Origin of the sequence: Pseudomonas sp. PLB05, from assembly GCF_021106615.1 — a bacterium.
GTDB classification, from domain to species: Bacteria; Pseudomonadota; Gammaproteobacteria; order Pseudomonadales; family Pseudomonadaceae; genus Chryseomonas; species Chryseomonas benzopyrenica.
Genome location: NZ_JAJOHO010000001.1, coordinates 1,172,504 through 1,197,921, shown reverse-complemented (window position 1 = coordinate 1,197,921; position 25,418 = coordinate 1,172,504). Strand labels below are relative to the sequence as shown.

At 66.2% G+C, this 25,418-nt stretch carries 18 protein-coding genes; 7 read left to right on the top strand and 11 right to left on the bottom strand.

The window, feature by feature from the left end; translation table 11 throughout:
- Window positions 1–47: 47 nt before the first annotated feature.
- Entirely contained in the window at window positions 48–1,040 is a 993-nt protein-coding gene (locus tag LRS53_RS05495) for a YhdH/YhfP family quinone oxidoreductase (protein WP_231355222.1), read from the bottom strand.
- Between the two features lie 50 nt (window positions 1,041–1,090).
- Window positions 1,091–2,116, bottom strand: a complete 1,026-nt coding sequence (gene sohB / locus LRS53_RS05490; RefSeq protein WP_184287960.1) for a protease SohB — start codon at window positions 2,114–2,116, stop codon at window positions 1,091–1,093.
- A 259-nt stretch (window positions 2,117–2,375) separates the two neighbouring features.
- Here sohB and LRS53_RS05485 point away from each other — a divergent pair, with 259 nt between their 5' ends.
- Window positions 2,376–2,687, top strand: coding sequence for an SCP2 sterol-binding domain-containing protein (locus LRS53_RS05485; protein ID WP_058765123.1), 312 nt, complete (start codon window positions 2,376–2,378; stop codon window positions 2,685–2,687).
- Window positions 2,688–2,736: 49 nt separating this feature from the next.
- Here the strand turns inward: LRS53_RS05485 and LRS53_RS05480 are convergent, their stop codons facing one another.
- The 7 genes from LRS53_RS05480 to LRS53_RS05450 form a co-directional block, all read right to left on the bottom strand.
- Complete coding sequence (locus tag LRS53_RS05480) at window positions 2,737–4,218, bottom strand: efflux transporter outer membrane subunit (RefSeq protein ID WP_231355221.1); 1,482 nt, start codon at window positions 4,216–4,218, stop codon at window positions 2,737–2,739.
- Window positions 4,215–7,325: an efflux RND transporter permease subunit gene (locus LRS53_RS05475; protein ID WP_231355220.1), complete on the bottom strand. Its 3,111-nt coding sequence runs from the start codon at window positions 7,323–7,325 to the stop codon at window positions 4,215–4,217. The genes LRS53_RS05480 and LRS53_RS05475 overlap by 4 nt, the downstream gene beginning before the upstream one ends.
- A 1-nt stretch (window position 7,326) precedes the next feature.
- On the bottom strand, window positions 7,327–10,458 hold the full coding sequence (locus LRS53_RS05470) for a multidrug efflux RND transporter permease subunit (RefSeq protein WP_231355219.1): 3,132 nt from the start codon (window positions 10,456–10,458) through the stop codon (window positions 7,327–7,329).
- Between the two features lie 9 nt (window positions 10,459–10,467).
- Window positions 10,468–11,703: an MdtA/MuxA family multidrug efflux RND transporter periplasmic adaptor subunit gene (locus LRS53_RS05465; protein ID WP_231355218.1), complete on the bottom strand. Its 1,236-nt coding sequence runs from the start codon at window positions 11,701–11,703 to the stop codon at window positions 10,468–10,470.
- Between the two features lie 159 nt (window positions 11,704–11,862).
- Window positions 11,863–12,363 (bottom strand): thiol peroxidase, encoded by a 501-nt coding sequence (tpx, locus tag LRS53_RS05460; protein WP_231355217.1) that lies wholly within the window; start codon window positions 12,361–12,363, stop codon window positions 11,863–11,865.
- A gap of 79 nt (window positions 12,364–12,442) precedes the next feature.
- Entirely contained in the window at window positions 12,443–16,135 is a 3,693-nt protein-coding gene (locus LRS53_RS05455; protein ID WP_231355216.1) for a translocation/assembly module TamB domain-containing protein, read from the bottom strand.
- Entirely contained in the window at window positions 16,132–17,808 is a 1,677-nt protein-coding gene (locus tag LRS53_RS05450) for an autotransporter assembly complex protein TamA (protein WP_231355409.1), read from the bottom strand. The genes LRS53_RS05455 and LRS53_RS05450 overlap by 4 nt, the downstream gene beginning before the upstream one ends.
- A 175-nt stretch (window positions 17,809–17,983) precedes the next feature.
- Here LRS53_RS05450 and xthA point away from each other — a divergent pair, with 175 nt between their 5' ends.
- Window positions 17,984–18,796 carry an exodeoxyribonuclease III gene (xthA, locus tag LRS53_RS05445; protein ID WP_231355215.1) on the top strand — a complete coding sequence of 271 codons (813 nt, stop codon included), beginning with the start codon at window positions 17,984–17,986 and terminating at the stop codon, window positions 18,794–18,796.
- Between the two features lie 70 nt (window positions 18,797–18,866).
- Entirely contained in the window at window positions 18,867–20,222 is a 1,356-nt protein-coding gene (locus tag LRS53_RS05440) for a substrate-binding domain-containing protein (RefSeq protein ID WP_231355214.1), read from the top strand.
- A gap of 243 nt (window positions 20,223–20,465) precedes the next feature.
- Here the strand turns inward: LRS53_RS05440 and LRS53_RS05435 are convergent, their stop codons facing one another.
- Window positions 20,466–20,858, bottom strand: coding sequence for a DUF192 domain-containing protein (locus tag LRS53_RS05435; RefSeq protein WP_269216665.1), 393 nt, complete (start codon window positions 20,856–20,858; stop codon window positions 20,466–20,468).
- Between the two features lie 151 nt (window positions 20,859–21,009).
- Between LRS53_RS05435 and LRS53_RS05430 the strand changes: the two genes are divergently transcribed.
- Together LRS53_RS05430 and LRS53_RS05425 are read left to right on the top strand one after the other, a co-directional pair.
- Complete coding sequence (locus LRS53_RS05430; RefSeq protein WP_231355212.1) at window positions 21,010–22,218, top strand: MFS transporter; 1,209 nt, start codon at window positions 21,010–21,012, stop codon at window positions 22,216–22,218.
- Window positions 22,215–23,423: an MFS transporter gene (locus LRS53_RS05425; RefSeq protein ID WP_231355211.1), complete on the top strand. Its 1,209-nt coding sequence runs from the start codon at window positions 22,215–22,217 to the stop codon at window positions 23,421–23,423. The genes LRS53_RS05430 and LRS53_RS05425 overlap by 4 nt, the downstream gene beginning before the upstream one ends.
- A 66-nt stretch (window positions 23,424–23,489) precedes the next feature.
- On the opposite strand, the gene LRS53_RS05420 is transcribed toward LRS53_RS05425, so the two are convergent.
- Entirely contained in the window at window positions 23,490–23,684 is a 195-nt protein-coding gene (locus tag LRS53_RS05420) for a hypothetical protein (protein ID WP_231355210.1), read from the bottom strand.
- Window positions 23,685–23,937: 253 nt separating this feature from the next.
- Here LRS53_RS05420 and LRS53_RS05415 point away from each other — a divergent pair, with 253 nt between their 5' ends.
- Window positions 23,938–24,354: a response regulator gene (locus LRS53_RS05415; RefSeq protein WP_017640547.1), complete on the top strand. Its 417-nt coding sequence runs from the start codon at window positions 23,938–23,940 to the stop codon at window positions 24,352–24,354.
- A gap of 525 nt (window positions 24,355–24,879) precedes the next feature.
- A complete protein-coding gene (locus LRS53_RS05410; protein ID WP_231355209.1) occupies window positions 24,880–25,386 on the top strand; it encodes a hypothetical protein in 507 nt (168 codons plus the stop codon).
- Window positions 25,387–25,418 lie beyond the last annotated feature (32 nt).

Below are 25,418 nucleotides of genomic sequence, written 5' to 3'. Positions count from 1 at the left end.
GCAAAAAGAAACCCGCCGCGGCGGGTTTCTTTTTGCTTGGCCTTCGCTCAACCGAGATCGACGACCACGCGACCCACCATCTTGCCGGCAAGAATCTGGCTGATGGTATCGGGCAGCTCTTCGAGGCCGACCTCGCGGGTCAGGCTGTCCAGGTCATCCAGCTTCCACTGCACCGAGAGCTTGTCCCAGAGGGCGGCCTTGGCCATCAGCGGCAACTCGACGGAATCCACACCCAGCAGATTCACCCCGCGCAGGATGAAGGGAAAGACCCCGGCCTCGAAGGTGGTGCCGGCGGTCATGCCGCAGCAGGCCACGCTGCCGCCGTACTCCAGCGACTTGATGACATTGAAGAGGATGTCGCCGCCGACGGTATCCACCGCGCCGGCCCACTGCTGGTCCAGCAGCGGCTTGCCGACGCCATCGGCCAGGGTCGCACGGTCGAGGATCTGCCGAGCGCCCAGACGATGCAGCCACTCCGCGCGCTCCAGCTTGGCGGTAGAGGCCGCCACGTGATAGCCGAGTCGCGCCAAGAGCTTGACCGCCAGACTGCCGACGCCACCGCTGGCACCCGTCACCAGCACAGTGCCGGCCTCCGGGGTCAGGCCCATCTGCTCAAGCTTCTCGACGCACAGCGCCGCGGTGAGACCCGCGGTGCCCAGCACCATAGCCTCGCGCAGGCCGAGGTTGTCCGGACGGCGGATCACCCAGGCGGCTGGTACCCGGATGTACTGACCGAAGCCGCCGGGGGTGCTCATGCCCAGGTCATAGCCCGTGACCAGGACCTCATCGCCCACGGCGAATTCGCCAGCGCTGGATTGCTCCACCACGCCCGCCGCGTCGATGCCCGGGGTATGGGGATAGCGTCGGGTCACGCCGCGGTTGCCGATGGCCGACAGGGCGTCCTTGTAGTTGAGCGAGGAATAGCGCACCCGGATCAGCACCTCGCCCGCAGGCAGGTCGTCCAGGCTGCGCGTCACCACCTCTTGCCGAAAAGCACCATGGGCCCCTTCGGTCACCCAGAGCGCCTGAAAATTGCTCATCGCAGAACCTCCGTTGGAGTCTTGTTATGGGGCCGCCAGTCCTATGGACCTCAGCGCCAGCGGGTCGACTCGCCCAGGCGTTCCCACCAGGTGCTCACCAGGCGATCGACACCGAGGCTGGCCGCCATGCCCAGACGTTCGGGCAACGACTTCTTCTCGACGAAGCGTAGCGAGAAGACTTCGACCACCTGGGCCCGTTCGGCCAGGTATTCGTCGCTGGTGCGCAGCTCGTCCACCAGCTGCTTGCCCAGGGCGGCCTGGCCCAGCCAGACCTCGCCGGTGGCGACCTCGTCGATGTTGAGTTGCGGGCGGTAGTGGGCGACGAAGTTCTTGAACAGGACGTGGGTGGTGTCCAGGTCGTGCTGGAATTTTTCCTTGCCCTTCTCGTCGTTCTCGCCGAACACGGTGACGGTACGCTTGTACTCACCCGCGGTGAAGACCTCGAAATCCACGTCATGCTTTTTCAGCAGGCGATGGACATTGGGCAGCTGGGCGACCACGCCGATGGAACCGAGGATGGCGAAGGGCGCGCAGAGAATGCGGTCGCCGATGCAGGCCATCATGTAGCCGCCGCTGGCGGCCACCTTGTCGACGCAAATGGTCAGAGGGATCCCGGCCTGGCGGATACGCGCCAGTTGCGAGGCGGCCAGGCCATAGCTGTGGACCAGGCCACCGCCACTTTCCAGCCGCACCACCACCTCGTCCTTGGGCGTCGCCAGGGTCAGCACCGCGGTGATCTCGTTGCGCAGGTGTTCGTTGGCTGTGGCCTTGAGGTCGCCGTGGAAATCGAGGACATAGACCCGCGACTTGCCGGACTCGCTCTTGCGCTTGCTCTTCTCGGCCTTGGTCTCGCGCTTGCGCAGGGCCTTGAAGGCCTCCTTGCCCAGCACGCTTTGCTGCAATCTCAGCCGCAGATCGCGATAGAAGTCATTGAGCTTCTGCACCTGCAGTTGCCCTGCCGAGCTGCGCCGGTTGCGGCCGCGGACGGCGGCGGTGAACAACAGCACGGCGATGATGGCGACCACCACGGTGACGGTTTTGGCCAGGAAACTGGCATAGTCGGCAAGAAACTCCACGGACTCTCCTAGGATGGCGGCAGCAGTGCCCTGCCCAGCATACCGAGTCGTCCGAGCGATAGAAACTCGGCGATCCCTGGTCGGTCTTCCTGCATGGGCTACTTCTCGGCTGCGATCAGGCCGTGCGCAAGCCCCAGCCTTTCAAACAAGCGTATGAATAGCCGTTGACAGGCCTTCTGCCGCCCCCTACCCTCGGTCGAGTACCCTGCCCCTCCCGCTGGAGTGGGCCTCATCGAAAAAGACCACAAGGACCCTCGCCATGAGCGCAGCCGATGCCATCGCCACCCTGAAGAGCAAGTTCGACCCCTCCGCCGCGGCCGGCCTGGATCTCACCTATCAATTCGACGTCGAGGGCGGTGACAACTACTACGTGGTCATCAAGGACGGCACCTGCGACGTCCAGCAGGGCGACGCTGCCGATCCGGATTGCACCCTGATCATGGACCAGGCCACCCTGGCCGGTATCGTCAGCGGCGAGACCGACGGCATGCAGGCCTTCATGTCGGGCAAGCTGCGCGTCGAAGGCAACATGATGCTGAGCATGAAGCTGGGCGAACTCTTCCCCAACTAAGCGCTAGTCGCGAAAGCCGGGCAATCGCCCGGCTTTTTTGTGCCTGGGCTCAGGGCCGCCGCGGCGGCGCGGGCGGCGTGACATTGCCATCCCAGCCACCGCCGAGCGCGGCGATCAGCTGGACGCTGGTGCTGAGGCGACTGCCCAGCAGGGTCAGGTTGGTGCGTTCGTTGCTCAGGGCGGTGGTCTGCAGGGTGACGACGTCGAGATAGCCGATCAACCCGGCCTGGTACTGATTCTCTGCCAGTTGCAGGGCGCGGCGCGCGGCGTCAAGGGCCTCCTGGCGTACGCCGGCTTCGTCATCGTAGGTGCGCAACTGCACCAGGTAGTCTTCCACCTCGCGGAAGCCATCGAGCACGGTCTGGCGATAGCCGGCGACGCTGGCGTCGTAGCTGGCTTCGGCCGACTCCACCTGGGCCCGGCGCAGGCCAGCATCGAACAGCGACAGGGCGAAGGACGGCCCGATCGACCAGAAGCGATTCGGGGTGCTGACCAGGCTGCCCCACTGGCTGGCGCTGTAGCCGCCGCTGGCGCTCAGGGTCAGGTCGGGGTAGTAGGCCGCTTCGGCAACCCCGATGGCGGCATTGGCGGCCATGACCTGGCGCTCGGCCTGGGCGATGTCCGGGCGCCGTTCCAGCAGCGTCGAGGGCACGGCGCTCGGCAGCGGCGGCAACTCGGGAATCGTCTTGACCGCAGCCAGCTGGAAATTGGCCGGGATTTCGCCGACCAGCACCGCGACGGCGTTCTCCAGCTGGGCGCGCTGATACCTGAGATCGATGGCGTCGGCCTGGGTGCTCTTGAGCTGGGTAGTGGCCTGGGCGACATCGGCCGGGGTGACGATACCGGCGCGGTACTGGTTCTGGGTCAGCCGCAGGGAGCGTTCGTAGGCGGCCACGGTGGCGTCGAGCAGCCGCTGCTGGGCATCCAGCACCCGCAGCTGCAGGTAGTTGGTCGCCAGTTGCGTCTGCAGACTCAGGCGGGTGGCGGCCAGCTCGGCGGCGCTGGCCTGGGCGGTGGCCCGATCCGACTCCACCTGGCGGCGGACGCGGCCCCAGAGATCCAGCTCCCAGCTCACCCCCAGACTGGCGTCATAGGCGTTGCTGATGGTACTGGTGCCGCTGCTGCTGAAGGTGCTGCTGGTGCCACTGGAGTTGCGGATGACGGTGTTGCTGCCCGAACCGCCGCCGCGCCCGGAACGGGTGGCGCCCAGGCTGCTGGACAGGGTCGGGAACAGCGAAGCCCGCGCCTGGCTGACCAGGGCCAGCGACTGCCGATAGGTGGCCTCGGCCTGGGCCAGACTCTGGTTGCGCTGGTTGAGCTGCACCATCAGCCGATCCAGGGTCGGATCGTCATAGCGCCGCCACCAGTCGCCGCGGATCTCCAGGTCCTTGGGCGCGGCGGCCTGCCAGCCTTCGGCGTGGCGATAGGCGAACGGTACCGTGGTGGTCGGTCGCTGGTAATCCGGGCCCAGGGTACAGCCGGCCAGCAGCAGAGCCAGGGTCAGCGTCGGCAGGCGCAGGAATGGGGTCATAGCGGCGTATCCAGGGCAGCGTCGGTACGGATGCCGCGCCAGCGATTGACGCGGCGGCGCAGGCGTTCGAAATAGAGATAGACCACCGGGGTGGTGTAGAGGGTGAGGATCTGGCTCAGCACAAGCCCGCCGACGATCACCAGGCCCAGCGGCTGGCGCATCTCGGCGCCTTCGGTATTGCCGATCAGCAGCGGCACGGCGCCGAAGATGGCGGCCATGGTGGTCATGAGGATGGGCCTCAGGCGCAGCAGGCAGGCTTGACGGATGCCCTCCTCGGGCGTCAGCCCCTGCTGGCGTTCCAGTTGCAGCGCCAGGTCCACCATCATGATGGCGTTCTTCTTCACCACCCCGATCAGCAGGAACAGCCCGAGCATGGAGATCAGGCTGAACTGGCCGCCGGTGAGCTGGATGGCCAGCAAGGCCCCTACCCCCGCCGACGGTAGCGTCGAGAGGATGGTCAGGGGGTGTACGTAGCTCTCGTAGAGCACGCCGAGCACGATGTAGACCAGCACCAGGGCACCGAGGATCATCAGCGGCTGCCCCGAGACGGTGCTGGCAAAGATGTTGGCCGAGCCGCCCAGGCGACCCTGGACATCGCTGGGCAGGCCGATGGCGGCCACCGCGCGCTGCACCGCCCGGGTCGCCTGTTCCAGGCTGACGTCCGGCGCCAGGTCGAAGTTGATGCTCTCCGAGGCGAACTGGCCGTCGTGGGTGACCCGGTCCTCGGCGAGGCTGTTGGTGTAGTAGGCGAAGGCCGACAGCGGCACCTGGGCGCCGCTGCTGGTGATGACCCGCACCTGCTCGAGGACGGTCGGGTCCTGGGCATAGCGCGGATTGATCTCCATCACCACCTTGTACTGGTTGAGCGGCTCGTAGATGGTCGAGATCTGCCGCTGGGCGAAGGAATTGTTGAGCACCGCGGCCACGGTCTCCATGTCCACGCCGAGGCGCTTGGCCTTCTCGCGGTCGATCTGCAGGGTGATCTGCTGGGTGCTGCCCTCGCGGCCATCCACCGCGGTCAGTTCCGGCAGTGCCTTGAGCGCGGCCAGTACCTTGGGCTGCCAGGCCTGCAGCAGCTGGACGTCGCCGGAGAGCAGGTTGTACTCATAGGACGAGGTGCTCTGCTGGCGACCGCCGAATCTGAGGTCCTGGTCGGCCATGAGGAACAGCTGGGCACCCGGCACCTTGGGGGCGTTGGCGCGGATGCGCTCGATGACCTTCTGGGCATCCAGCTGGCGCTCGGCGATGGGCTTGAGGCGGATCAGCATCACCGCATTGTTCACCCCGCTGCCGGAACCGGAGCTGCCGACGAAGCCCGAGGCGCTGGCCACCGCCGGATCGGCCAGCAGCGACTTGCGCAGGATCTCGATCTTCGGCTGCATCACCTGGAACGACAGGGCATTGTCGCCGCGGATGAAACCGATCAGTTGGCCGGTGTCCTGCTGCGGCATGAAGGTCTTGGGGACCACGACATAGAGCACCACGTTGAGCGCTATGGTGGCGATCAGGCTGAGCAGGGTCAGGCGCCGATGGCGCAGGGCCCAGCCGAGGCTGCGGTCGTAACCCACCACCAGCCGGCGATGGGCGCGTTCGCTGAAGCGCTGCAAGCGGCCTTGGGTGGTCGGGTCATGGGGCCTGAGCCAGCGCGCGCAGAGCATGGGCGTCAGGGTCAGGGACACCACCAGGGAGACCAGGATGGCCGCCGCCAGGGTCAGGGAGAATTCACGGAACAGCTTCTCGACGATGCCACCGATGAAGAGGATGGCGACGAAGACGGCCACCAGGGAGACGTTCATCGACAGCAGGGTGAAGCCCACCTCGCGGGTGCCCTGATAGGCGGCTTTGAGCGGCGCCATGCCGTTGTCGATGTGGCGGGCGATGTTCTCCAGCACCACGATGGCATCGTCCACCACCAGGCCCGCCGCGAGGATCAAGGCCATCAGCGACAGGGTATTGAGCGAAAAGCCGAGTAGGTACATGACGGCGAAGGTGCCCACCAGGGAGATCGGCACCGCCAGGGCCGGAATCACCGCGCTGCGCAGTCGGCCGAGGAACAGCCAGACCACGCCGATCACCAGGAAGACGGCGATGATCAGGGTCAGCTCGGCCTCGTGCAGGGTGGCCTTGATCACGCCTGAGCGGTCCATGGCCACTTCCAGGCGGGCACTGGCCGGCACGATGGCTTCCAGCGCTGGCAGGCGCGCCTTGAGCGCGGCGATGGTCTCGATGATGTTGGCGTTGGCCTGGCGATTGACCACCAGCAACACCGCGCTCTGGTCGTTGTAGAAGCCGGCGTTGTAGCGGTCTTCCACCGCGTCGCTGACCTTGGCGACATCGCGCAGGCGCAGTGCCGCACCATCCTGGTAGCGGATGATCAGGGGCGCATAGTCGGCGGCCTTGAACAGCTGGTCGTTGGCCTGGATCTGCCAGTTGTGCTGGTCATTGGCCACCGCGCCCTTGGGCCGACGCTGGTTGGCGCTGTTGATGGCGGTGCGGACATCGTCCAGCGCCAGGCCATAGTGCTCCAGCTGCCGGGGCTCCAGCTCGATGCGGACCGCCGGCAGGGAGCTGCCGCCGATCTGCACCTCGCCGACACCGTTGACCTGGGACAGGCTTTGGGCCAGCACCGTCGACGCCAGGTCGTAGAGCTCGCCCTTGCTCAGGGTCTTGGAGGTCAGGGAGAACACCATGATGGGTGCCTGGGACGGATTGACCTTGCGATAGCGCGGCATCTGGCGCATGCCGCTGGGCAGCAGGTTGCGCGAGGCGTTGATGGCCGCCTGCACCTCGCGGGCGGCGGTATTCACATCCTTGTCCAGGTCGAACTGGATGATGATCTGGGTCGAGCCCTGGCTGCTGCGGCTGGTCATGGAGCTGATACCGGCGATGCTGCCCAGGGAGCGCTCCAGGGGGGTGGCCACGCTGGAAGCCATCACCTGGGGACTGGCGCCGGACAGGGTCGCCGAGACGGTGATGGTCGGGAAATCCATCTGCGGCAGGGGCGCCACCGGCAACAGCCTAAAGGCGATGGCGCCGAGCAGCAGCAAGGCCAGGCTCAGCAGCAGGGTCGCCACCGGCCGGGCGATGAAGGGCGCCGAGAGATTCACCTCAGGCCGTCCTGCGCCGACCCAGGCGCTCGCCCAGGCGGTCGAAGGCCAGGTAGATCACCGGGGTGGTGAACAGCGTCAGCACCTGGCTCACCAGCAGGCCACCCACCATCACCAGGCCCAGCGGCTGGCGCAGTTCGGCGCCAGCGCCGGTGGCCAGCATCAGCGGCACCGCGCCGAACAGCGCGGCCAGGGTGGTCATGAGGATCGGCCGGAATCTCAGCAGCGCCGCCTGGTAGATGGCCTCCTCCGGCGTGAGCCCCTGGTGGCGTTCGGCGTCGAGGGCGAAGTCGATCATCATGATGGCGTTCTTCTTGACGATGCCGATCAGCAGGATGATGCCGATCACCGCGATCAGCCCGAGGTCGTTGCCGGTGAGCAGCAGCGCCAGCAAGGCGCCGATGGCCGCTGAGGGCAGCGTCGAGAGGATGGTCAGCGGATGGATGAAGCTCTCGTAGAGCACCCCCAGCACGATGTACATCACCACCACCGCCGCCAGGATCAGCAACAAGGTGCTGGACAGCGAGGCCTGGAAGGCCGCCGCCGCGCCCTGGTAGTGGGTGTTGATACCCACCGGCAGGCCGATTTCCTGCTTGGCCGCGTCGATGGCGGCCACGGCGGCACCGAGGGAAACGCCGTTCGCCAGGTTGAAGGACAGGGTCACCGCCGGGAACTGGCTGAGATGGTTGATCACCAGACGGGTCGGCCGCTGTTCCATCTTCACCAGGCTGGACAGCCGCACCGGGGCGCGACTGGTGTCCGTGGTGGTTTCGGTCGTGCTGGCCGTACCGGTGCCACTGCTGCCGCTGGAGGTGGTACCACTGCCCGCCTTTACCCAGACCTGGCTGAGGGCATCCGGCCCCAGGCTGTCGGCAGCGGCGCTGGCCAGCACCACCCGGTACTGGTTGGCCTGGGTGTAGATGGTCGAGATCTGCCGCTGACCGAGGGCGTCGTAGAGAGCGTCGGTGATGGCCGAGACCTGCACGCCCAGGCGCGCCGCCGCGTCGCGGTCGATGGTCAGGTACAGCTGCAGCCCCTTGTTCTGCAGGTCGCTGGTGACATCGGTGAGCTCGGGCCGCTGGTGCAGCGCCTCGGTCAGCCGCGGCACCCAGGTGTCGAGCAGATTGGCGTCGGGTGAATCCAGGGTGAGCTGATACTGGGTGCGGCTGACCCGGTCTTCGACGCTGAGGTCCTGCACCGGCTGCATGTAGAGGGTGATGCCCACCACCTCGGCGACCGCGGGCCGCAGCCGGTCGATCACCTCCTGGGCCGTGACGTCGCGCTCGCTCTGCGGCTTGAGGTTGATCTGCATGCGACCGCTGTTGAGGGTGACGTTATCGCCATCGACGCCGATATAGGACGACAGGCTCGCCACCGCCGGGTCCTGCAGCACCACTGCGGCCAGGGCCTGCTGGCGCTCGCTCATGCCACGGAAGGAAATCGACTGGGGCGCCTCGGTGATGCCCTGGATGGAGCCGGTGTCCTGGGCTGGGAAGAAGCCCTTGGGCACCAGCAGGTAGAGCACCGCGGTGAGCACGAAGGTCGCCAGCGCCAGCAGCAGCATCAGCGCCCGATTGGCCAGCGACCAGCGCAGTGCCCGGCCATAGCCACCGATCAGCCGTTCCAGCCACACCAACCGATGCTCCGCGGCCTCCTCGCGCTTGAGCAGGCGGGCGCACATCATCGGCGTGAGGGTAAGGGAGATCACCAGGGAGATAAGAATGGCCACCGCCAGGGTGATGGCGAATTCGCGGAACAGCCGGCCCACCACGTCCTGCATGAACAGCAGCGGGATGAGCACAGCGATCAGCGAAACGGTCAGGGACACCAGGGTGAAGCCGATCTGGCGGGCGCCCTTGAGCGCCGCTTCCATGGGTGTGGCGCCCTCTTCCAGATGCCGGGAGATGTTTTCCAGCATGACGATGGCGTCGTCGACGACGAAGCCGGTGGCGATGGTCAGGGCCATCAGCGACAGGTTGTTCAGCGAGAAGCCGGCCAGATACATGGCGCCAAAGGTGCCGATCAACGACAACGGCACCGTGACCGAGGGGATCAGTGTGGCGCTGAAGCGGCGCAGGAAGACAAAGGTGACCATGACCACCAATCCCACCGCCAGCAGCATCTCGTGCTGGACGTCGGTAACCGCGGCGCGGATGGTCTCGGTACGGTCGCTGAGCACGGCGATGTCGAGACCGGCCGGCAGGCTTTCCTTGAGGCTCGGCAACAGCGCCTGGATGCGGTCGACGGTCTGGATGACGTTGGCCCCGGGCTGGCGCTGGACGTTGACCAGGATGGCGCCGCTACGATTGGCCCAGGCGGCCAGGCGGTCGTTTTCCGCGCCCTGGGCGATGGTGGCGACGTCACCCAGGCGCAGGGCGCCGTTGTCGGCGTAGTTGAGGATCAGGTCGCCATAGGCCTTGGGGTCGCGCAACTGGTCGTTGGCGTCCAGGGTGGCCACCCGAGTGGGGCCGTCGAAGCTGCCCTTGGGCTGGTTGGTGTTTTCGCTGGTGACCAGGCTGCGTACATCGGCCAAGGTCAGGTTGTGAGCCGCGAGCTTGTCCGGATCGACCTGGATACGCACCGCCGGTCGCTGGCCGCCGGCCAGGCTGACCATCCCTACCCCGCTGACCTGGGCCAGCTTCTGCGCCATGCGGGTGTCGACCAGATCGTAGAGCGTGGGCAGCGGCAGGGTCCTGGAGCTGATCGCCAGGGTGACGATGGGGGTATCGGCCGGATTGACCTTGTTGTACACCGGCGGCGCCGGCAGGTCGCTGGGCAGCAGGTTGTTGGCTGCGTTGATCGCCGCCTGGACCTCCTGTTCGGCGACCGACAGGTTCAGTTCCAGGTTGAATCTCAAGGTGATGACCGAGGCGCCACCGGAGCTGGTGGAGGCCATCTGCGACAGGCCCGGCATCTGCCCGAACTGACGCTCCAGCGGCGCAGTGACGGCGCTGGTCATGACATCGGGACTGGCGCCGGGATAGAGGGTGAGCACCCGGATGGTGGGATAGTCCACCTGTGGCAGCGCCGCGACCGGCAGCAACCGATAGGCCAGCAGACCGGCGATGAGCAGCGCCACCATCAACAGGGTGGTGGCGACCGGGCGCAGGATGAAGGGGCGCGAGATATCCATCGCGGCCGATCAGCCCTGGGTCTTGCCGGGCTTGCGTACCGCCGGCTTGGCCGGTTCGCTGGGCGCCGCCGAGGCACCGGTGACCACCTCCACCTCGTTGCCCTCGCGCAGGCGATCGGTGCCTTCGGTCACCACCCGGTCACCGGCAGCCAGGCCTTCGGTGACCACGGTCAGACTGCCGTCATCCGGCCCCAGCTTGAGGCTGCGGACCTGGATCTTGTTGTCGGGCCCCACCACGTAGGCGAAGGTGCCATTGGAGCCGAACTGGATAGCCGCGGAAGGCACCACCAGGGCCTGATCCAGCACCTGTTCGCGCACCCGCACGGTGACGAACTGATTGGGGAACAGCGCCTCGTCGCCATTGGCGAAGCGCGCGCGAAACTTGAGGGTGCCAGTGGCCGTATCGATCTGGTTGTCGAAGCTCTGCAGGGTGCCGTCAGCGACCTTGCGCGAACCACCGCGATCCCAGGCTTCGACCGGCAGGGTCTGGCCGGCGCGGGCGCGCTTGAGCAACTCGCCGAGCTGGCTTTCCGGCAGGGTGAAGACCACCGAGATCGGCTGGGTCTGGGTGATCACGGCGACCACGGTGCTGTCGTTGGCGGACAGCAGGTTGCCCCCATCCAGCTGACGCAGGCCGACACGGCCGGCGATGGGCGCCTTGATCTGGGTGAAAGCCAGATTCAGCTTGGCATCGGCCACCGCCGCCTGGCTGTTCTTGAGGGTACCGCGGTACTGGTTGACCAGGGCCTCCTGGGTATCCAGCGTCTGCCTGGCGATGCTGTCCTCGCGGAACAGCCCCTGGTAGCGCTTGAGGTCCAGCTCGGCGTTGCGCAGCTGCGCCTGATTCTGCTGCAGGGTGCCCTCGGCCTGCTGCAGCGCCACCTCATAGGGGCGTGGGTCTATGGTGGCCAGTAGCTCGCCGGCCTTGACCTTCTGGCCTTCGTCGAAGGCGACGCGGACCAGTTCGCCGGCGACCCGGGTGCGCACGTTCACGGTATTGAGCGCGGTCACCGTACCGATGGACCGGCGTACGATGGGAAAGCTGCGCTGTTCGACCGCCACCACCCGCACCGGGGTCGGGCCGGTCATGCCGAAGGGCGAACGAGCCCCCTTGCCGGCCGCGGCCTCGCTCTTCTGGCCGTGCTGGTGATACCAATACCAGCCACCCGCGGCCACCAGCATCACGAGAACGAGCAGCCAGACCAGTCGGCGACGGGAGGAAGAGCTAGGCGAAGAGTCGGACATCGGAGAATACGTACACGCTAGGGAAGGCGGAAGATAAGCAGTAGCGAGACGGCTAACCAGCCCCTTTACTGCGATTTTACCTAAAGCAAAACGGGCAGACACAAAAGGCGCCTGCCCGTTTCGAAGCGCCCACCGCGTGGCGCGGTGGGTTGCCGGCGATCAGCCGAGGACGGCGAGCGCAGCCGCGTAGTCCGGCTCCTGACCGATCTCGGGCACCAGTTCGCTGTGCAACACCCTGTCCTGTTCGTCCAGTACCACCACGGCACGAGCGGCCAGGCCTTGCAGCGGACCGCTGGCCAGGGCGACGCCATAAGCCTGCAGGAATTCGGCACCGCGCAGGGTCGAGAGGTTTATGACCTTTTCCAGGCCTTCGGCGCCACAGAAGCGCTTCTGGGCGAACGGCAGGTCGGCGGAGATGCACAGCACCAGGGTGTTATCCAGCTTGTCGACTTCGCTGTTGAACTTGCGCACCGAGGTGGCGCAGGTCGGGGTGTCGACGCTGGGGAAGATGTTGAGCACCTTGCGCTTGCCGGCGAGGCTGGCCAGGGTGATGTCCTGCAGATCGCCATTGACCAGGCTGAAGGCCGGGGCCTGTTGGCCAGGCTGCGGCAGGTTGCCCTGCACCTCGACCGGGTTGCCACGCAGATTGACGGTTGCCATGAACAGCTCCTTTCTCATGAGACGGGACAGGGAGTAAACACGTTTTCCGCACCCGATCAAAGCGTTACGCGCCCCTGCTTCAAAAATCGCGGCGATAGAAGAAATCCAGGGAATTGGCCAGACCGCTGGCGATCTCGAGATAGAGCCGGCGGGTGAGCTGGTAGCGCAGGGCGACGGTATTGGCCGAATCGAACACCCCTACCCCATAGCGCACCGACAAGCGATCGGTCAGATTTCCCGAGGCCACCACGCTGGTCTTGTCCCCTGACCCAGCGGTATCCAGCTGGAAGTTCTGGATGCCCAAGCGCTGCGCCAGGGCACCGGCGGTGCCGGAACTGCCGGCCAGGCCCAATGCCAGCGCCGCCTGGCCGAGCACGTTGTTGTCGCCTTCGCTGCCGCTGGACAGCGGCCGCCCCAGCACCAGGTAGGCCAGCGCCTGCTCCTGGCTCATGCTCGGCTCGGAGAACACTTCGATACGCGGCTGCTGGGCGAAGCCCGAGAGCCGCAATCCCGCGGTGACATTTTGCTCCTGCACCATCCGTACGGCTTCCACATCGATATAGGGCTGGGCGATAGGCCCCTGGAAGAACAGCCGAGCGCGCCTCATGGTCAGGCGCTGACCATAGGCGTTGTAGCGGCCGTTGCGCAGGTTCAGCTCTCCGCGGGTGTCGAGGTTGTCGCCGATGTGGACCTTGCCGACGATTTCCGCGGACAGGCCAAAGGCGTCGAAAGTGAGCTTGTCGGAGCCGACCAGCACATCGACGTCCATGGCGATCTGCATCGCCTGCTGCCTGGCCGGCGCCTCCTGGCCGACGATGACGGCATCGTCCGACACCTTGACCGTGGACGGCGGCAGCTGCTGCACCTGGATGCGCCCGCGCGGCACCCGCACCTCGCCGGCCAGGGCCAGGCGGCCGTCTTTCATCAGGATCTTGAGATCGGGCGCCACTTCCAGCTGCGCATAGGGCTCGACGTTGACCGGCAGCTTGTCGCCGGTGACCGCCACATTGACGTCCAGGCCATTGGCCCAGCCGACGCTGCCCCGGATCTGGCCGCGCCCCTGGGTGCCGCTGCGCCAGCCGCCGTCGAGCAAGGCGGTGTCGCCCTGGATACGGGCGGTCAGGCCGAGGTCCTGCAGGCGCGTCGGCACGCTGCCGCCGCCGATGTCGCCGCCGCTGAGCTGGATCTGACCGTTGACCCGCGGTTGCAGCAGGGTTCCGCCCAGCTCGCCCGCGCCGTTGATCTCGCCTTCCAGATGCTCGATGCCTTCGACGAAGGCCTTGCCGAGGGCCAGATTCAGGCCCTGCAACTGGAAGCGACCGGCCAGCGCCTGGTTCGGATCGCGGGGATCCAGCCGCGCCTGCACATCGAGCTGGCCGAGGTCGGCACTGGTCAGGCGCACCTGGGTGTCCACCTGCTGCGGTTTCAGGGCGCTGGTGACGTCCAGGCTGTCGTAGCTGAAGGTCTGCCACTGGCCCGCGGCGTCGCGCAGCCTGAGGCTGCCACGGCCGGCCTGGAGACGGATCTCGCCATCAGGCCCGGCCTTGGGCAGGCGCAGGTCGACGTCGCCATCGAGGGTGCCCTGCCAGGCCAGTTCCGGGGGCAGCAGCGGTTGCAGACTGGCGAGCGGGAAGGCGCGCAGGTGCCAGGCGAGACGGGTGTCGGGCAGTAGCTGCTGATCGTCGCCGCAAAGGCTGGCCGCGCCGGACCGCCAGCAATGCCGGCCCAGTTCCAGGCGCCCGTTGGCCAGGCGTTCGATGCGCGCGGGGCTTTGTAGGGTCCAGTTCTGGCCGCTGGCGGCAACCGAGCCGCGGGCCAGCTGGCCCTTCCAGTCGCCGTTGTCGGCCAGGGTACCGCCGGCCGCGAGCGCAAGGTTGAGCTGGGGCCCCTTGAGCGACAGCTCGGCCTGCTGCTGGCGGCGATCGCCCTGCCCCTGCAGGCGCAAGACGCCAAAATCGCGCCCGGCCGCCTGCAGGCCCTGGGCGGTCAGCTCCAGCTTGCCACGCTGGCGATCGTCCAGAGTGGCCGCCAGCCCCAGGCTGCTCATGCGGTTGTCGGCATAGGCGAGCTGGCGCCCGTCGAGACGCAGCTGGCCAGCCGGCGCCTTGAGGGTGCCGGCCAGATCCAGGCGGCCCTGGGCGCTGCCGGACAGATCGGGCCAGAGTTGGCCGAGGCGCCGCAAATCCAGTTGCAGCTGGCCCTGCAGCCGTTGATCGAGCGCGCCCTGCCCCTGGATGCGGTTGTCACCCAGGCGGATGTCCACCTGCGAGACCTGCCATTGCTCGCCAGCGCCCTTGGCCTTGGCGGCCAGTACGGCCGGCTGGTTGCGCAGCCGTCCCTTGAGGTCCAGATCGGCATCCAGCTGCAGGCGGCCATCCTTGAAGGCACCGGAACTGCGCAGCGGACCGGCCAGGCTACCGGGCAGCTGAGCGACCCAGAAGGCCGGATCAAGGCGACTCAGATCCAGGGCCACCTGCCAGCTGACGCCGTCGGCGAAGCCCAGGTTGACCTTGCCCTGCGCCCGCCCCTGGCCGGCCTGGAGATCCAGCGAGGGCAGATTGAGCTGGGTGGTATCACCACTGAAGGGGGTGGCCAGGGTGAAGGCACCGGCCGGACCGGTGGCCGCAGCCTTGAGATTGCCCAAATAGGCACCGTCTCTATAGGCCACCTCGCCCTGCAGACGCTGCAGGCTCACCGGGGGCTCCGCCATGGGATACAGCCGGCGCCAGGGGAAGTCGCGCCAATCCAGGGTGGCGTCGGCGGCGAGCCCCTGCTGCCAGTCGACCTGGCCGGCCAGCGCCACGCGCTGCTCGGGCGCGGTCTGCAGGCGCAAGGCCGCGACCCGCGCGCCCTTGGCATCGACGCGGCCCTCCAGATTCAGGTCCACCGGACCGCCCTCGCCCGGCAGTTTCGCCTGGCCGACCAGGGCGTAGCCCGCAGCCAGATCGCCTCGCGCGGTCAGCTTGAGGTCGTTCAGCCGCAGGGTATCGGGCAGGCTGGCGGCCGCCTTGAAGCCATCGGCCACCAATTGCAGATCGGCCGGGACGTTGTCCACCAGCGGCTGCACCGTGCCGGTCAAGCGTCCGGGCAGATAGCCGCTGCTGTCGGCCTCCAGCTGCAAGGTCTTCTGCAATTCGCCGTTCAGCTTGAGCGCCAACGACCAGGGCGCCGCCTCCGGCGCCGGCAGGCCGAGGGTGCCCTGCAACTGCAGCGGCCAGGCGCCGCTGGGCTGCAACCGGCCGTGGGTATCCAGGCTGATGCCATGGGCCATGCCGGCCAGGCGCTCGATGGTTATCCCATTAGCCTGCCAGTGGGCCTGGAGTTCCAGGTCGCGGGCCTGCTCGGTGCCGTTGTAAAGAACTTCACCGATCCGTACCTCACCCAGCTGCACCCCCAACGGCAAGCCGAGGCTGGGCAACTGGATGGGTCCGCTCTTTTCCGGCACCGGCTCCGGACTGGGCGCCTGCTCGATGGCGATGCGCGAGGCGACCAGGGTATCGATGCACAGCTGCAGCCTGAGCAGGCAGCCGGGTCGCCAGGCGAATTCGGGGGCCTCGACCGTTACCCGGGTGGCGCCCCCCTCCCAGACCAGCTGCCGAGCCTGCCAATGGCCACCCAGGCGCCCCTGAAACTCGGTCAGGGTCAGACCCAGCACCCGCTCCAGCACCAGGCGGCCGATGCCGGCGTTGCCCAGGACCAGGGCCAGCAACAGGATCAGCCCACCGAGCAGGGTCGCCAGCACGCCAAGGATGACACCACCTACCGACTTCACAGCTCAGGTCCTATGGAAAAGTGCAGGCGGATGCCGCCGGGTTCGTCGAGGCCGTGCGCCAGGTCGACGCGGATCGGCCCGACTGGCGAGACCCAGCGCACGCCCACGCCGACGCTGGTCTTGAGTTCGTAGTTGTTGAGGTCGTTGAAGGCGCTGCCCTGATCGATGAAGGTCGCCAGGCGCCATTTGTCGCGCAGGGGATACTGGTACTCCACACCGCCGGCCATCAGGTAGCGACCGCCGACATAGTCGCCCTCGTCGTTTTCCGGTGACAGGGTCTGGTAGTCGTAGCCGCGAACGCTCTGATCGCCACCGGCGAAGAAGCGCAGCGACGGCGGGATCTTGTTGTAGCCATTGGTGAGGTTGCCGCCCAATTGCAGGCGTCCGAGGAAGCGATGGCCGTCGCCCACGGTGATCAACCCGCGGGCCAGCGCCGTGGCGTGAATCATGTTGGCGTCGGAGAGCAGCCCCTCCTTCGCCGCCGAGACGCCGAATTGCAGGCGGTAGCCGCGATTGGGATCGATGCGGTTGTCACTGCGCAACAGTGAGAAATCGACCCCCGGCATCACCAGGTTGGAGGTGCCTTCGTCATTGCCCAGGCGATAACTTTCGTTGCGCCACTTGAGCGAGAGCACCCGCTCCCAGCCATTGGGAAACTTGCGATGCCACTCGGGACCCACGGTCAGCAACTGGCTGAGGGAATCGTCGTCGGCGATCTGCTCGTACTGGTAGCCGCCGGCGAAGCGGAACTTGTCATTGATCGGGTCCTGCCCGGGAATGTCGTACCAGGTGGCGATGCTCTGGCGTGGCGAAGACAGCTCCGCCTCCGCACCCAGGCTGTGGCCCTGGGGGTTGAGCCAGTGGTTCTCCCAGGTGAATCTCAGCCGCGGGCCGACATCTGTCGAATAGCCGGGGCCAAAGCCGAAGGTACGCGGCTTGCGGGTCCGCAGCGTGACCGTCACCGGCACCTCGGCGGCACCTTCCTGCTTGGGATAGGTGTCGAGCCGGGCGCCATCGAAGAAGCCGCTGGCCAGCAGGTTGCTCTGGAAATCGGCGATCAGCTCGGAATCGTAGGGCGTGCCCTGGGCGAAGGGCACCATACGCTGCAGCAGATCGGGATCGAAAGGGGCATCCCCTGCGAAGGACACCTTGCCAAGGACGAAGCGCGGCCCGCTGTCGAACACCAGGGCGATGTCGGCGAAGCCAGTGGCGGGATCGATCCGCAGCTGGTGCTGGGTAAAGGTGCCGCGAAAGAAGCCATACCGCTGCGCCTGATTCTGGATCAGGCTCTTGGCATCTTCATAGAGTCCCTGGTTCAGCGGCTGGCCTGGCTTCAAGCCGGCCGGAATCGGCCGCTGAAAGGCCCGCAATCGCCGCGCTGGCCCCTCGATGCGAATATCCACGTTACGCAGCTTGATCGGCTCGCCGGGTCGCACCTCGACGACCAGCCGCGGTGTCTCGCCACTCTCTACCCGAGTCTCGATCTGCGCGTGGTAGTAGCCGAGCGCCTGAGCCGCCTGCTCGGCCTGCCGTTCCGTCGCCGGACGCAGGCGCTGCAGCCCGGCGACATCGCGCCCTTCCACCGAGCCGATATAGGCCTGGATGTTGTCTCGCAGGGGGTTGTTGGCCGGCTGGACGCGAACGCTGACCTCGGCCGGTGCCGCCCAGGCCATGCCGTGCAGACAACAAACTCCAATCAGGGCGCGGCGTAGAGCGTTCTTATTCATACGGGGATGCTAACGGGCGTTGCGCTGTGAGACAAACAGGAGTGGCCAGGGTTCGCCAAGTCGCCGCTGCGACAGGAGGCTTTCTGCTAGGCTAGGGCCATCCATTTTCCAGGACAGCTTCATGAAGATAGTCTGCTTCAATATCAATGGCTTACGCGCAAGACCTCATCAACTTTCCGCCATCATCGAACGCTATGATCCGGATGTGATCGGCCTGCAGGAAACCAAGGTCTCGGACGATCAGTTCCCGCGCGAGGAAGTCGAGGCCCTGGGTTACCACGTGCACTATCACGGCCAGAAGGGCCACTACGGGGTGGCCCTGCTGTCGCGCCTGGCGCCGCTGGAATTGCGCAGGGGTTTTCCCGGCGATGGTGAAGAGTCGCAAAAGAGATTCATCTATGGCGTCTTCGCCGACCGCAAGGGTCAGCCACTGGTGGTCATGAACGGCTATTTTCCCCAAGGGGAAAATATCGCTCACCCAACAAAATTCCCTGGCAAGAGGAAGTTCTACGCGGATCTTCAGAATCTACTTGAAGAGCGTTTCACGCCGGACACGCCCTTGCTGCTCATGGGGGATTTCAATATCTCCGCCCAGGACCACGACATCGGCATAGGTGCGGTCAACGCCAAGCGCTGGCTGCGCACGGGCGCCTGCAGTTTCCAGCCGGAAGAACGCGAATGGATGCAGCGACTGCTGGACTGGGGCCTGATCGACAGCTATCGCCAGCTGCATCCGGACGTCGACGACAGGTTCAGCTGGTTCCCCTATCGCAGCCGCGGCTTCGAGGACGAACCCAAGCGCGGCCTGCGCATCGATACCATCCTCGCGTCTCGGATGCTGCGCGAACGGATCGTCTCGGCAGGCATTGACTATGAGATCCGCGGCATGGAGAAGCCCTCCGACCACGCGCCGATCTGGCTAGAATTGACCTGAGGTCCTGTCACATCGGCGTCATGTGGCCTGCCTAAGGTGGCGGCCTCGTCTCAGGCTCGAGGCCTATTCCATGAACGGCTCTGCCCCGGTATTCCGCCGCGCCTTCCTGCGGCGAGCGGTGCTCGCGACCTTGCTGCCCCTGCTGCCTTCGCCCCTTCTGGCCGGCGAACCCACCACTGTCATTCTGCGCCTGCAAGGCTCCAACACGATCAACGCGAACCTGGGCCCGCGCCTGGTCGCGGCCCTGCTCGCCGAGCGCGGCTATCGGGATCCGCAGGTGATACCTGCCACCGTGATGGACGAATGGCAGCTGGTGGCCCGGGCGCCGAATGGCAGTGCCGTGGCCGTACAGATCGCCGCCCATGGCTCCAGTACCGGCTTCACCGCCCTGGCCGCGGGCACCACGGATCTCGCCGCGGCCTCCCGGCCCATCAAGGACGATGAAGTCAGCGCCCTGGCCAATCTGGGTGACATGGGCAGCAAGAACGCGGAGTACGTGATCGGGCTGGATGGCCTGGCGATCATCGTGCATCCCGCCAATCCCCTGCGGGAGCTCGATCTCCAGCAATTGGCGCAGGTCTTCGCCGGCGATGTCACCGATTGGCAGCAACTGGGCGGCCCGTCCGGGCCGATCCGGATCTATGCGCGGGATGATCGATCGGGCACCTACGACACCTTTCGCGAACTGGTGCTGAATCCTGCCGGCAAACGCCTGAGTGCGGCCGCCAAGCGCTTCGAGTCCAATGAAGAATTGGCGCAGCAGGTGGCCGCCGATCCTGGGGGCATCGGCTTCACCAGCCTGGCGGCTGCCGCCAAGGCGCCAAAGCTCGCCCTGCGCGACGGTGAAGGCCGCGCCATAGCCCCCAGCGAAGCCAGCATCGCCACCGAGGACTATCCACTCGCCCGGCGACTCTTCCTCTATGGCTCGCCCGCCCAGCGCTCGGACTGGGCGCGCAGTCTGCTGGAGTTCAGCCAGACCCCTGCCGGCCAGGCGGTGGTACAACAAAGCGGCTTCGTCGCCCAGCGCATCGAACCCCTGACCATCAGCGATACCCGTGGCATGCCACCCGCCTATCTGGAGCTGGCTCGCCGCGCCCAGCGCCTTACGGTGAATTTCCGCTTCACCGCCGGCAGCGCGCGCCTGGATAACAAGGCACTGCGCGATGTCGAGCGCCTGGCGGCCTTCATGCGCCAGCCGGAAAACGCCCATCGGCAGCTGATCCTGGTGGGCTTCAACGACGCCACCGAGGATCCGGCACGGGCGGCGCTGCTGGCCCGTCTGCGTGCCACTGCGGTCGCCACGGCGCTGCGCCACCAGCAAGCCTTCGCCGGTGAGCTGCTCTCCCTTGGCGACCAACTGCCTGTCGCAGGGCTGTCAGCCAACGGCCGGGTAAAGAATCGGCGGGTCGAGGCCTGGATCCAATAGGGACCGGTCGGGCCTTTCCAGGAAGCGACCTGGGGCAACACGGGGACGTCTCCTCCCTGCTGCCCAGGTTCGTGCCAGACACCCCAGCAGCCACTATCGATAGCGATAGGCATCCCGATCAAGACTTAAAGTAGTTTCTCAACACACATTTAGAATCGAAATCAAAAATCATATTCAAGCTTTTGATATTTAAAGGATATGGCCATCGATTTTTAGCAATAGAGGGTGTGAGGGCAAGCGGGACTATCGGGCGGCAGGCGCCACTTTCTCCAACCCTCGCAGACGCTCGCCCGCGCGAATCCCCCGCGTCGAAAACCAGCCAGCCTGGGTTTCCAGGGCATAGCGCGCCGGGGCCCGGGAGCAGTGGCGGGTATCGGTCAGCGGCTGCATTTCGACGGTATTGAGGATCTTGCCGCCGGCATCGATGAAGGCGGCGGCTAGCGCGCTGGGGGTATCGCGCATCCACAGGCAGCGTTCGTCATCCCCGGCAAAGACGAACAGCATGCCTTCGTGGGCTGCCAATGGCGGTCGCCCCATGAGTCCTTGAGCCCGTTGGGCTGGAGTCGTTGCCACTTCTACAGCGAGGCGCTGGTCGCCGATCCGCAGCTCGATGCGCTCTGCCGCCCAGGTGGGCATAGCCGCCAGTGCGGCCAGCAGCAGGCCGCTCCGACCAGGGCCCAGCGCCCGTTTCGCTCCGTCTCGGACCTGGATAAAAAATGTCATCGCATGTGACCTTTGCCAGGCGAAAGCAATCTATCCCACATTGTCAGACAACCTCTCGAGTCCGATGTCGACCGCCAGCCTACCGCCTGCACCCTCACCCGCTCTGGCCACCCGCATTACCTTGGGTACGGTGCTCTTTACCTTTATCGCCTACCTTACCATCGGCATCCCCCTGGCCGTGCTGCCGGGCTTCGTGCACGACCAGCTGGGCTTCAACTCCATCATCGCCGGCCTGGTGATCAGCAGTCAGTACCTGGCGACCCTGTTCTCGCGCTCCCATGCCGGACGCATCATCGACACCGTGGGCGCCAAGCAGTCGGTGCTCTATGGCATGCTCGGCTGCGGTCTCAGCGGCGTGCTGATGCTGGCCTCGGTACTCTTGCAAGCCTGGCCCTGGGTCAGCCTTGGTGCCCTGTTGCTTGGCCGACTGGTGCTGGGCTGCGCCGAAAGCCTCTCGGGTACCGGCGCCATCTCCTGGGCAATCGGCCGGGTCGGCCCGGCCAACACCGCCAAGGTGATCTCCTGGAACGGCGTCGCCAGCTACGGTGCCCTGGCCATAGGCGCCCCCCTTGGCGTGGTGCTGGTGGACAGCCTGGGACTGTGGAGCTTGGGCGCCAGCATCATCGGTCTGGCGGCGCTGGGCTATCGGATCGCCAAGCCCCGCCCGCCCATCGTTCCGGTGCGAGGCGAACGCCTGCCCTTCACCACGGTGCTGGGCCGGGTATTGCCTTTCGGCCTCGGCCTGGCGCTGGGTGGCATCGGCTTCGGCACCCTGGCGACCTTCATCACCCTCTATTACGCCAGTCAGGGCTGGAGTGGCGCGGCCCTGTGCCTGACCGTGTTCGGCTGTTTCTTCATCGGTGTACGCCTGGTCTGCGCCAACGCCATCAATCGCCACGGCGGCTTTCGCGTCGCCATCGTCAGCCTGGCGGTGGAAGCCGTGGGCCTGGCCATCCTCTGGCTGGCCCCCAGCATGACCACCGCTCTGGTGGGCGCCGCCCTCACCGGGATCGGCTTCTCGCTGGTGTTTCCGGCGCTGGCTGTGGAAGCGGTGCAGCGGGTTCCGGCCTCGAACCGCGGTGCCGCCCTGGCCGGCTATTCGGTGTTCATCGACCTTTCGCTGGCGGTGACCGGGCCCCTCATCGGCGCCGTGGCCACCCATTTCGGCTATGCCGCCAGCTTTCTCTGCGCGGCCCTGGCCGCGCTGGCAGGCTTGGCCCTCAGCGTTCGCCTCCTCTGCCGTTTCGACGAGTCCTCGCGAGAACAGCCATGACTACGACCGCCCCACCCGCCCCTTCGCTCGCCATCACGCTGCGCATCGTCTCCATCGTCATCTTCAGCTTTCTGCTGTTCCTGGCGATCGGCCTGCCACTGGCGATCCTGCCGGGCTACGTGCACGACGATCTCGGCTATGGGTCGGTCATCGCCGGACTGGCAATCAGTATCCAGTACCTCGCCACTCTCTTCACCCGCCCCCTCGCCGGCAAGCTGGCTGACAGCATCGGCGCCAAGCGTGGGGTGATCTACGGGCTGTTCGGCTGCGTCGCCTGCGGCGTGTTGACCCTACTGGCCACCTCGCTGCAGAGCGTGCCAGGTCTCAGCCTGGGCCTGCTGATCGTCGGCCGGGTCATCCTCGGCATGTCCCAGGCCATGATCGGTACCGGTTGCCTGAGTTGGGGCATGGGCAGCGTCGGCATGCAACACGTGAGCAAGGTGATCTCCTGGAACGGCATCGCCGCCTATGGCGCCCTGGCTCTGGGCGCGCCCCTTGGCGTGGCCATGGTCGCGGGCCTAGGGCTCTGGAGCCTCGGCGTGGCCATCGCCCTGCTCGGTGCCCTGGGTTTGGCCCTGGCCTGGAACAAGGAGCCGGCGCCGGTGATTCCAGGCGAGCGGCTGCCCTTTCACAAGGTGTTCTGGCGTATCAGCCCCTTCGGCCTCTGCCTGTTGCTCAGCTCTATCGGCTTCGGCGCTATCGCCACCTTCGTCACGCTCTACTACGCAAGCAACGGCTGGCCCAACGCGGCCTTCTGCCTGACTGCCTTCGGTGCGGCCTTCATCTGCGCGCGGCTGCTGTTCGCCGGCACCATCAACACGCTCGGCGGCTTCCGCGTCGCCCTGGCCTGTTTCAGCGTGGAGACTCTGGGGTTGCTGCTGCTCTGGCTGGCGGTCACCCCGCAGATGGCGTTGGTAGGCGCGGCCATGGCGGGTTTCGGACTCTCGTTGGTCTATCCGGCCTTGGGCGTGGAGGCCATCGTCAAGGTACCGCCAACCAATCGCAGCGCGGCGCTGGGCGCCTACTCGCTGTGCCTGGATCTGGCGCTGGGGATCACCGGCCCTCTCGCCGGCGCCATCGCCAACGGCTTCGGCTTCAGCGCCATCTTCCTCTTTGCTGGTCTCATGGCCCTGGCGGGCCTGGGCCTGAGTGCCTCGCTCTATCATCGAGCGCTGCGTGAGAGCAAAGACCCGATCAAGACCTGAATGGCCGCATTGGTCGAGGGCGAAGTCCTGGATCAGGAAAGCCCAGGCTGCTGCCCCCTGTGATCTCTACAATGGGCCGGGATCCGGAATCGGTGCGGGCGGCTTGGCCGGTTCGGTGAGATTCTCGACCACCTCGTCAGGGATATCGGTATCGATCTCCTCATCGGCCATGTCGGAGTCGTTGAGCGGTGCCTGATCGCCGCCCAGCCAGAGGGCCAGCGGAGCGGTGGTGTCGGGCGCGGGAGAAAGAGAAAGGATCATGCCGTGGCTCCTGTGCCGTTCGGTCTCAAGCTTTAGTTGGTCGACGACGCCAGATGTTTCACCCTGGTGCCTACCGCACGTCGCCCCATTCGCCAGCGGCGTCAGTGCCTTGCCAGAGCCTTCGGGCGGAGACGCCGTCCCGGTTGGCAAGTCCATACCCCAAGTAATCGCCAGTCTTTTCGGGCAATTGGCCAGCAGCCTGGCCTGCGCCTGACTAGACTCCAGGGATCCTCCCATGCCGGATTGCCTGCCTATGGATACCCCGACCCGCTCTGCCAGCCCCGCGAATCTGCTCGCGGTCGTTTCGGAAGATGAGCTGCTGCTGCAAGCCCTGGTACGCGAGGTGCTCAAGCAGGAAGGCTTCCATGTGGAAACCTTTGGCACCGCCGACGCCGCCCTGCAATTTCTGGAGCTGCACTGGCAGCAGGTGAACGTCGTGGTGTCGAACGTGCGGATGCCCGGCGTGATCGATGGCGTGCAACTGGCCAAGATCGTCAGCGAGCGTTGGCCCGCGGTGCCCTTCGTCTTGATGTCCGGCTACGCCGGCTTGAGAAATGACATCCCGTCCGGGGTGCCCTTCCTGCACAAGCCGTGGACGCTGGATCAACTGACCGAGGCCGTCTGGAAGGTGGTACCCCGGCCCGACTTCCCCGGCCCCGCCGCCAGTTAGTCCAGCGACAGCCAGCCGCCGCCTGCGCCGTACAAACCACCTCGCAGCTATGCCACAATAGGCGGCATGTCGGGCGCCGCCCGCCTTTACCGCAGCCCAGCCAGGCCGCCGCGCACCGTCGCTGCCCATCGACCCTGCCCGCTGGAGCTCTGCCCATCCGACCGGAACGTCCTGTCCAAGCCGCCTGCCGGCCCGGACAGCGGCCGAGCTCCGGTCTGAAACCCCTTACAGGTATCCCCCCTTGATCTCCACCGCTAACATCACCATGCAGTAAGTCATGGGGTTGTGTGGGGATCAGAGGGCAGTAACCATGCGGGTTTCGTCCCCACCAATCCCCTGCCTTGCCCGCTGAATTGCACCGATTGGCCCCAGAATTAGCCCCGGCCGCAGCCCCTCTTTCGGCGTTCTGCCGACCCAAAATCCCCCTCCTTTCGTCACCACCTGCTCGACATCGTTCTCGACGGATTTACCGTATGCCCGAACAGTAAGGACGCGATCATCCTTTTCGACCCAGACAACCCCACCGTGCTCGGCCTGCAGAGATACCTGACCTACGAGCGCGACCGGCTCGACCTCCCGGAAATTTGGCACCGATTCTGTATCACTGGCGCCCTCGCGCTGCTGGAGCGCAGGGCCATCAGCCAGCCGGACTGCGTCGAGCTCTGCGAGCATGCCGATGCCGGGCTCGACCACTCCATAGAAATCCAGGCGACCTGGCCACGCGGGTGGGACATCCGCCTCAGTTACGAATTGACCTGTCCAGATACCAGCGAGGCGTGGGCGACATCAGGCGGGCCCAGCTTCGTCACGCCCGAGCTCGGGCGACTTCCAGTGGGTCAGTTCAGCCGTCGCAATCAGGGACGCATCTACCTGGTGGACATGCGCCAGGAGCAAGTTCTGGGTGTTTTCGTGACGCCGACCGCCGCCGAGAACGATGGCCGGCTCTACGAGATGGTGCTGGCAGGGCGCTGGGACGGCCAGAAGGTCGTGCCGATCACTGACACGCCTGGACAGCTGCCTGCAGCTCTCTGAGGTATTCCTTCGCCTGCCGACACTTAAATAGC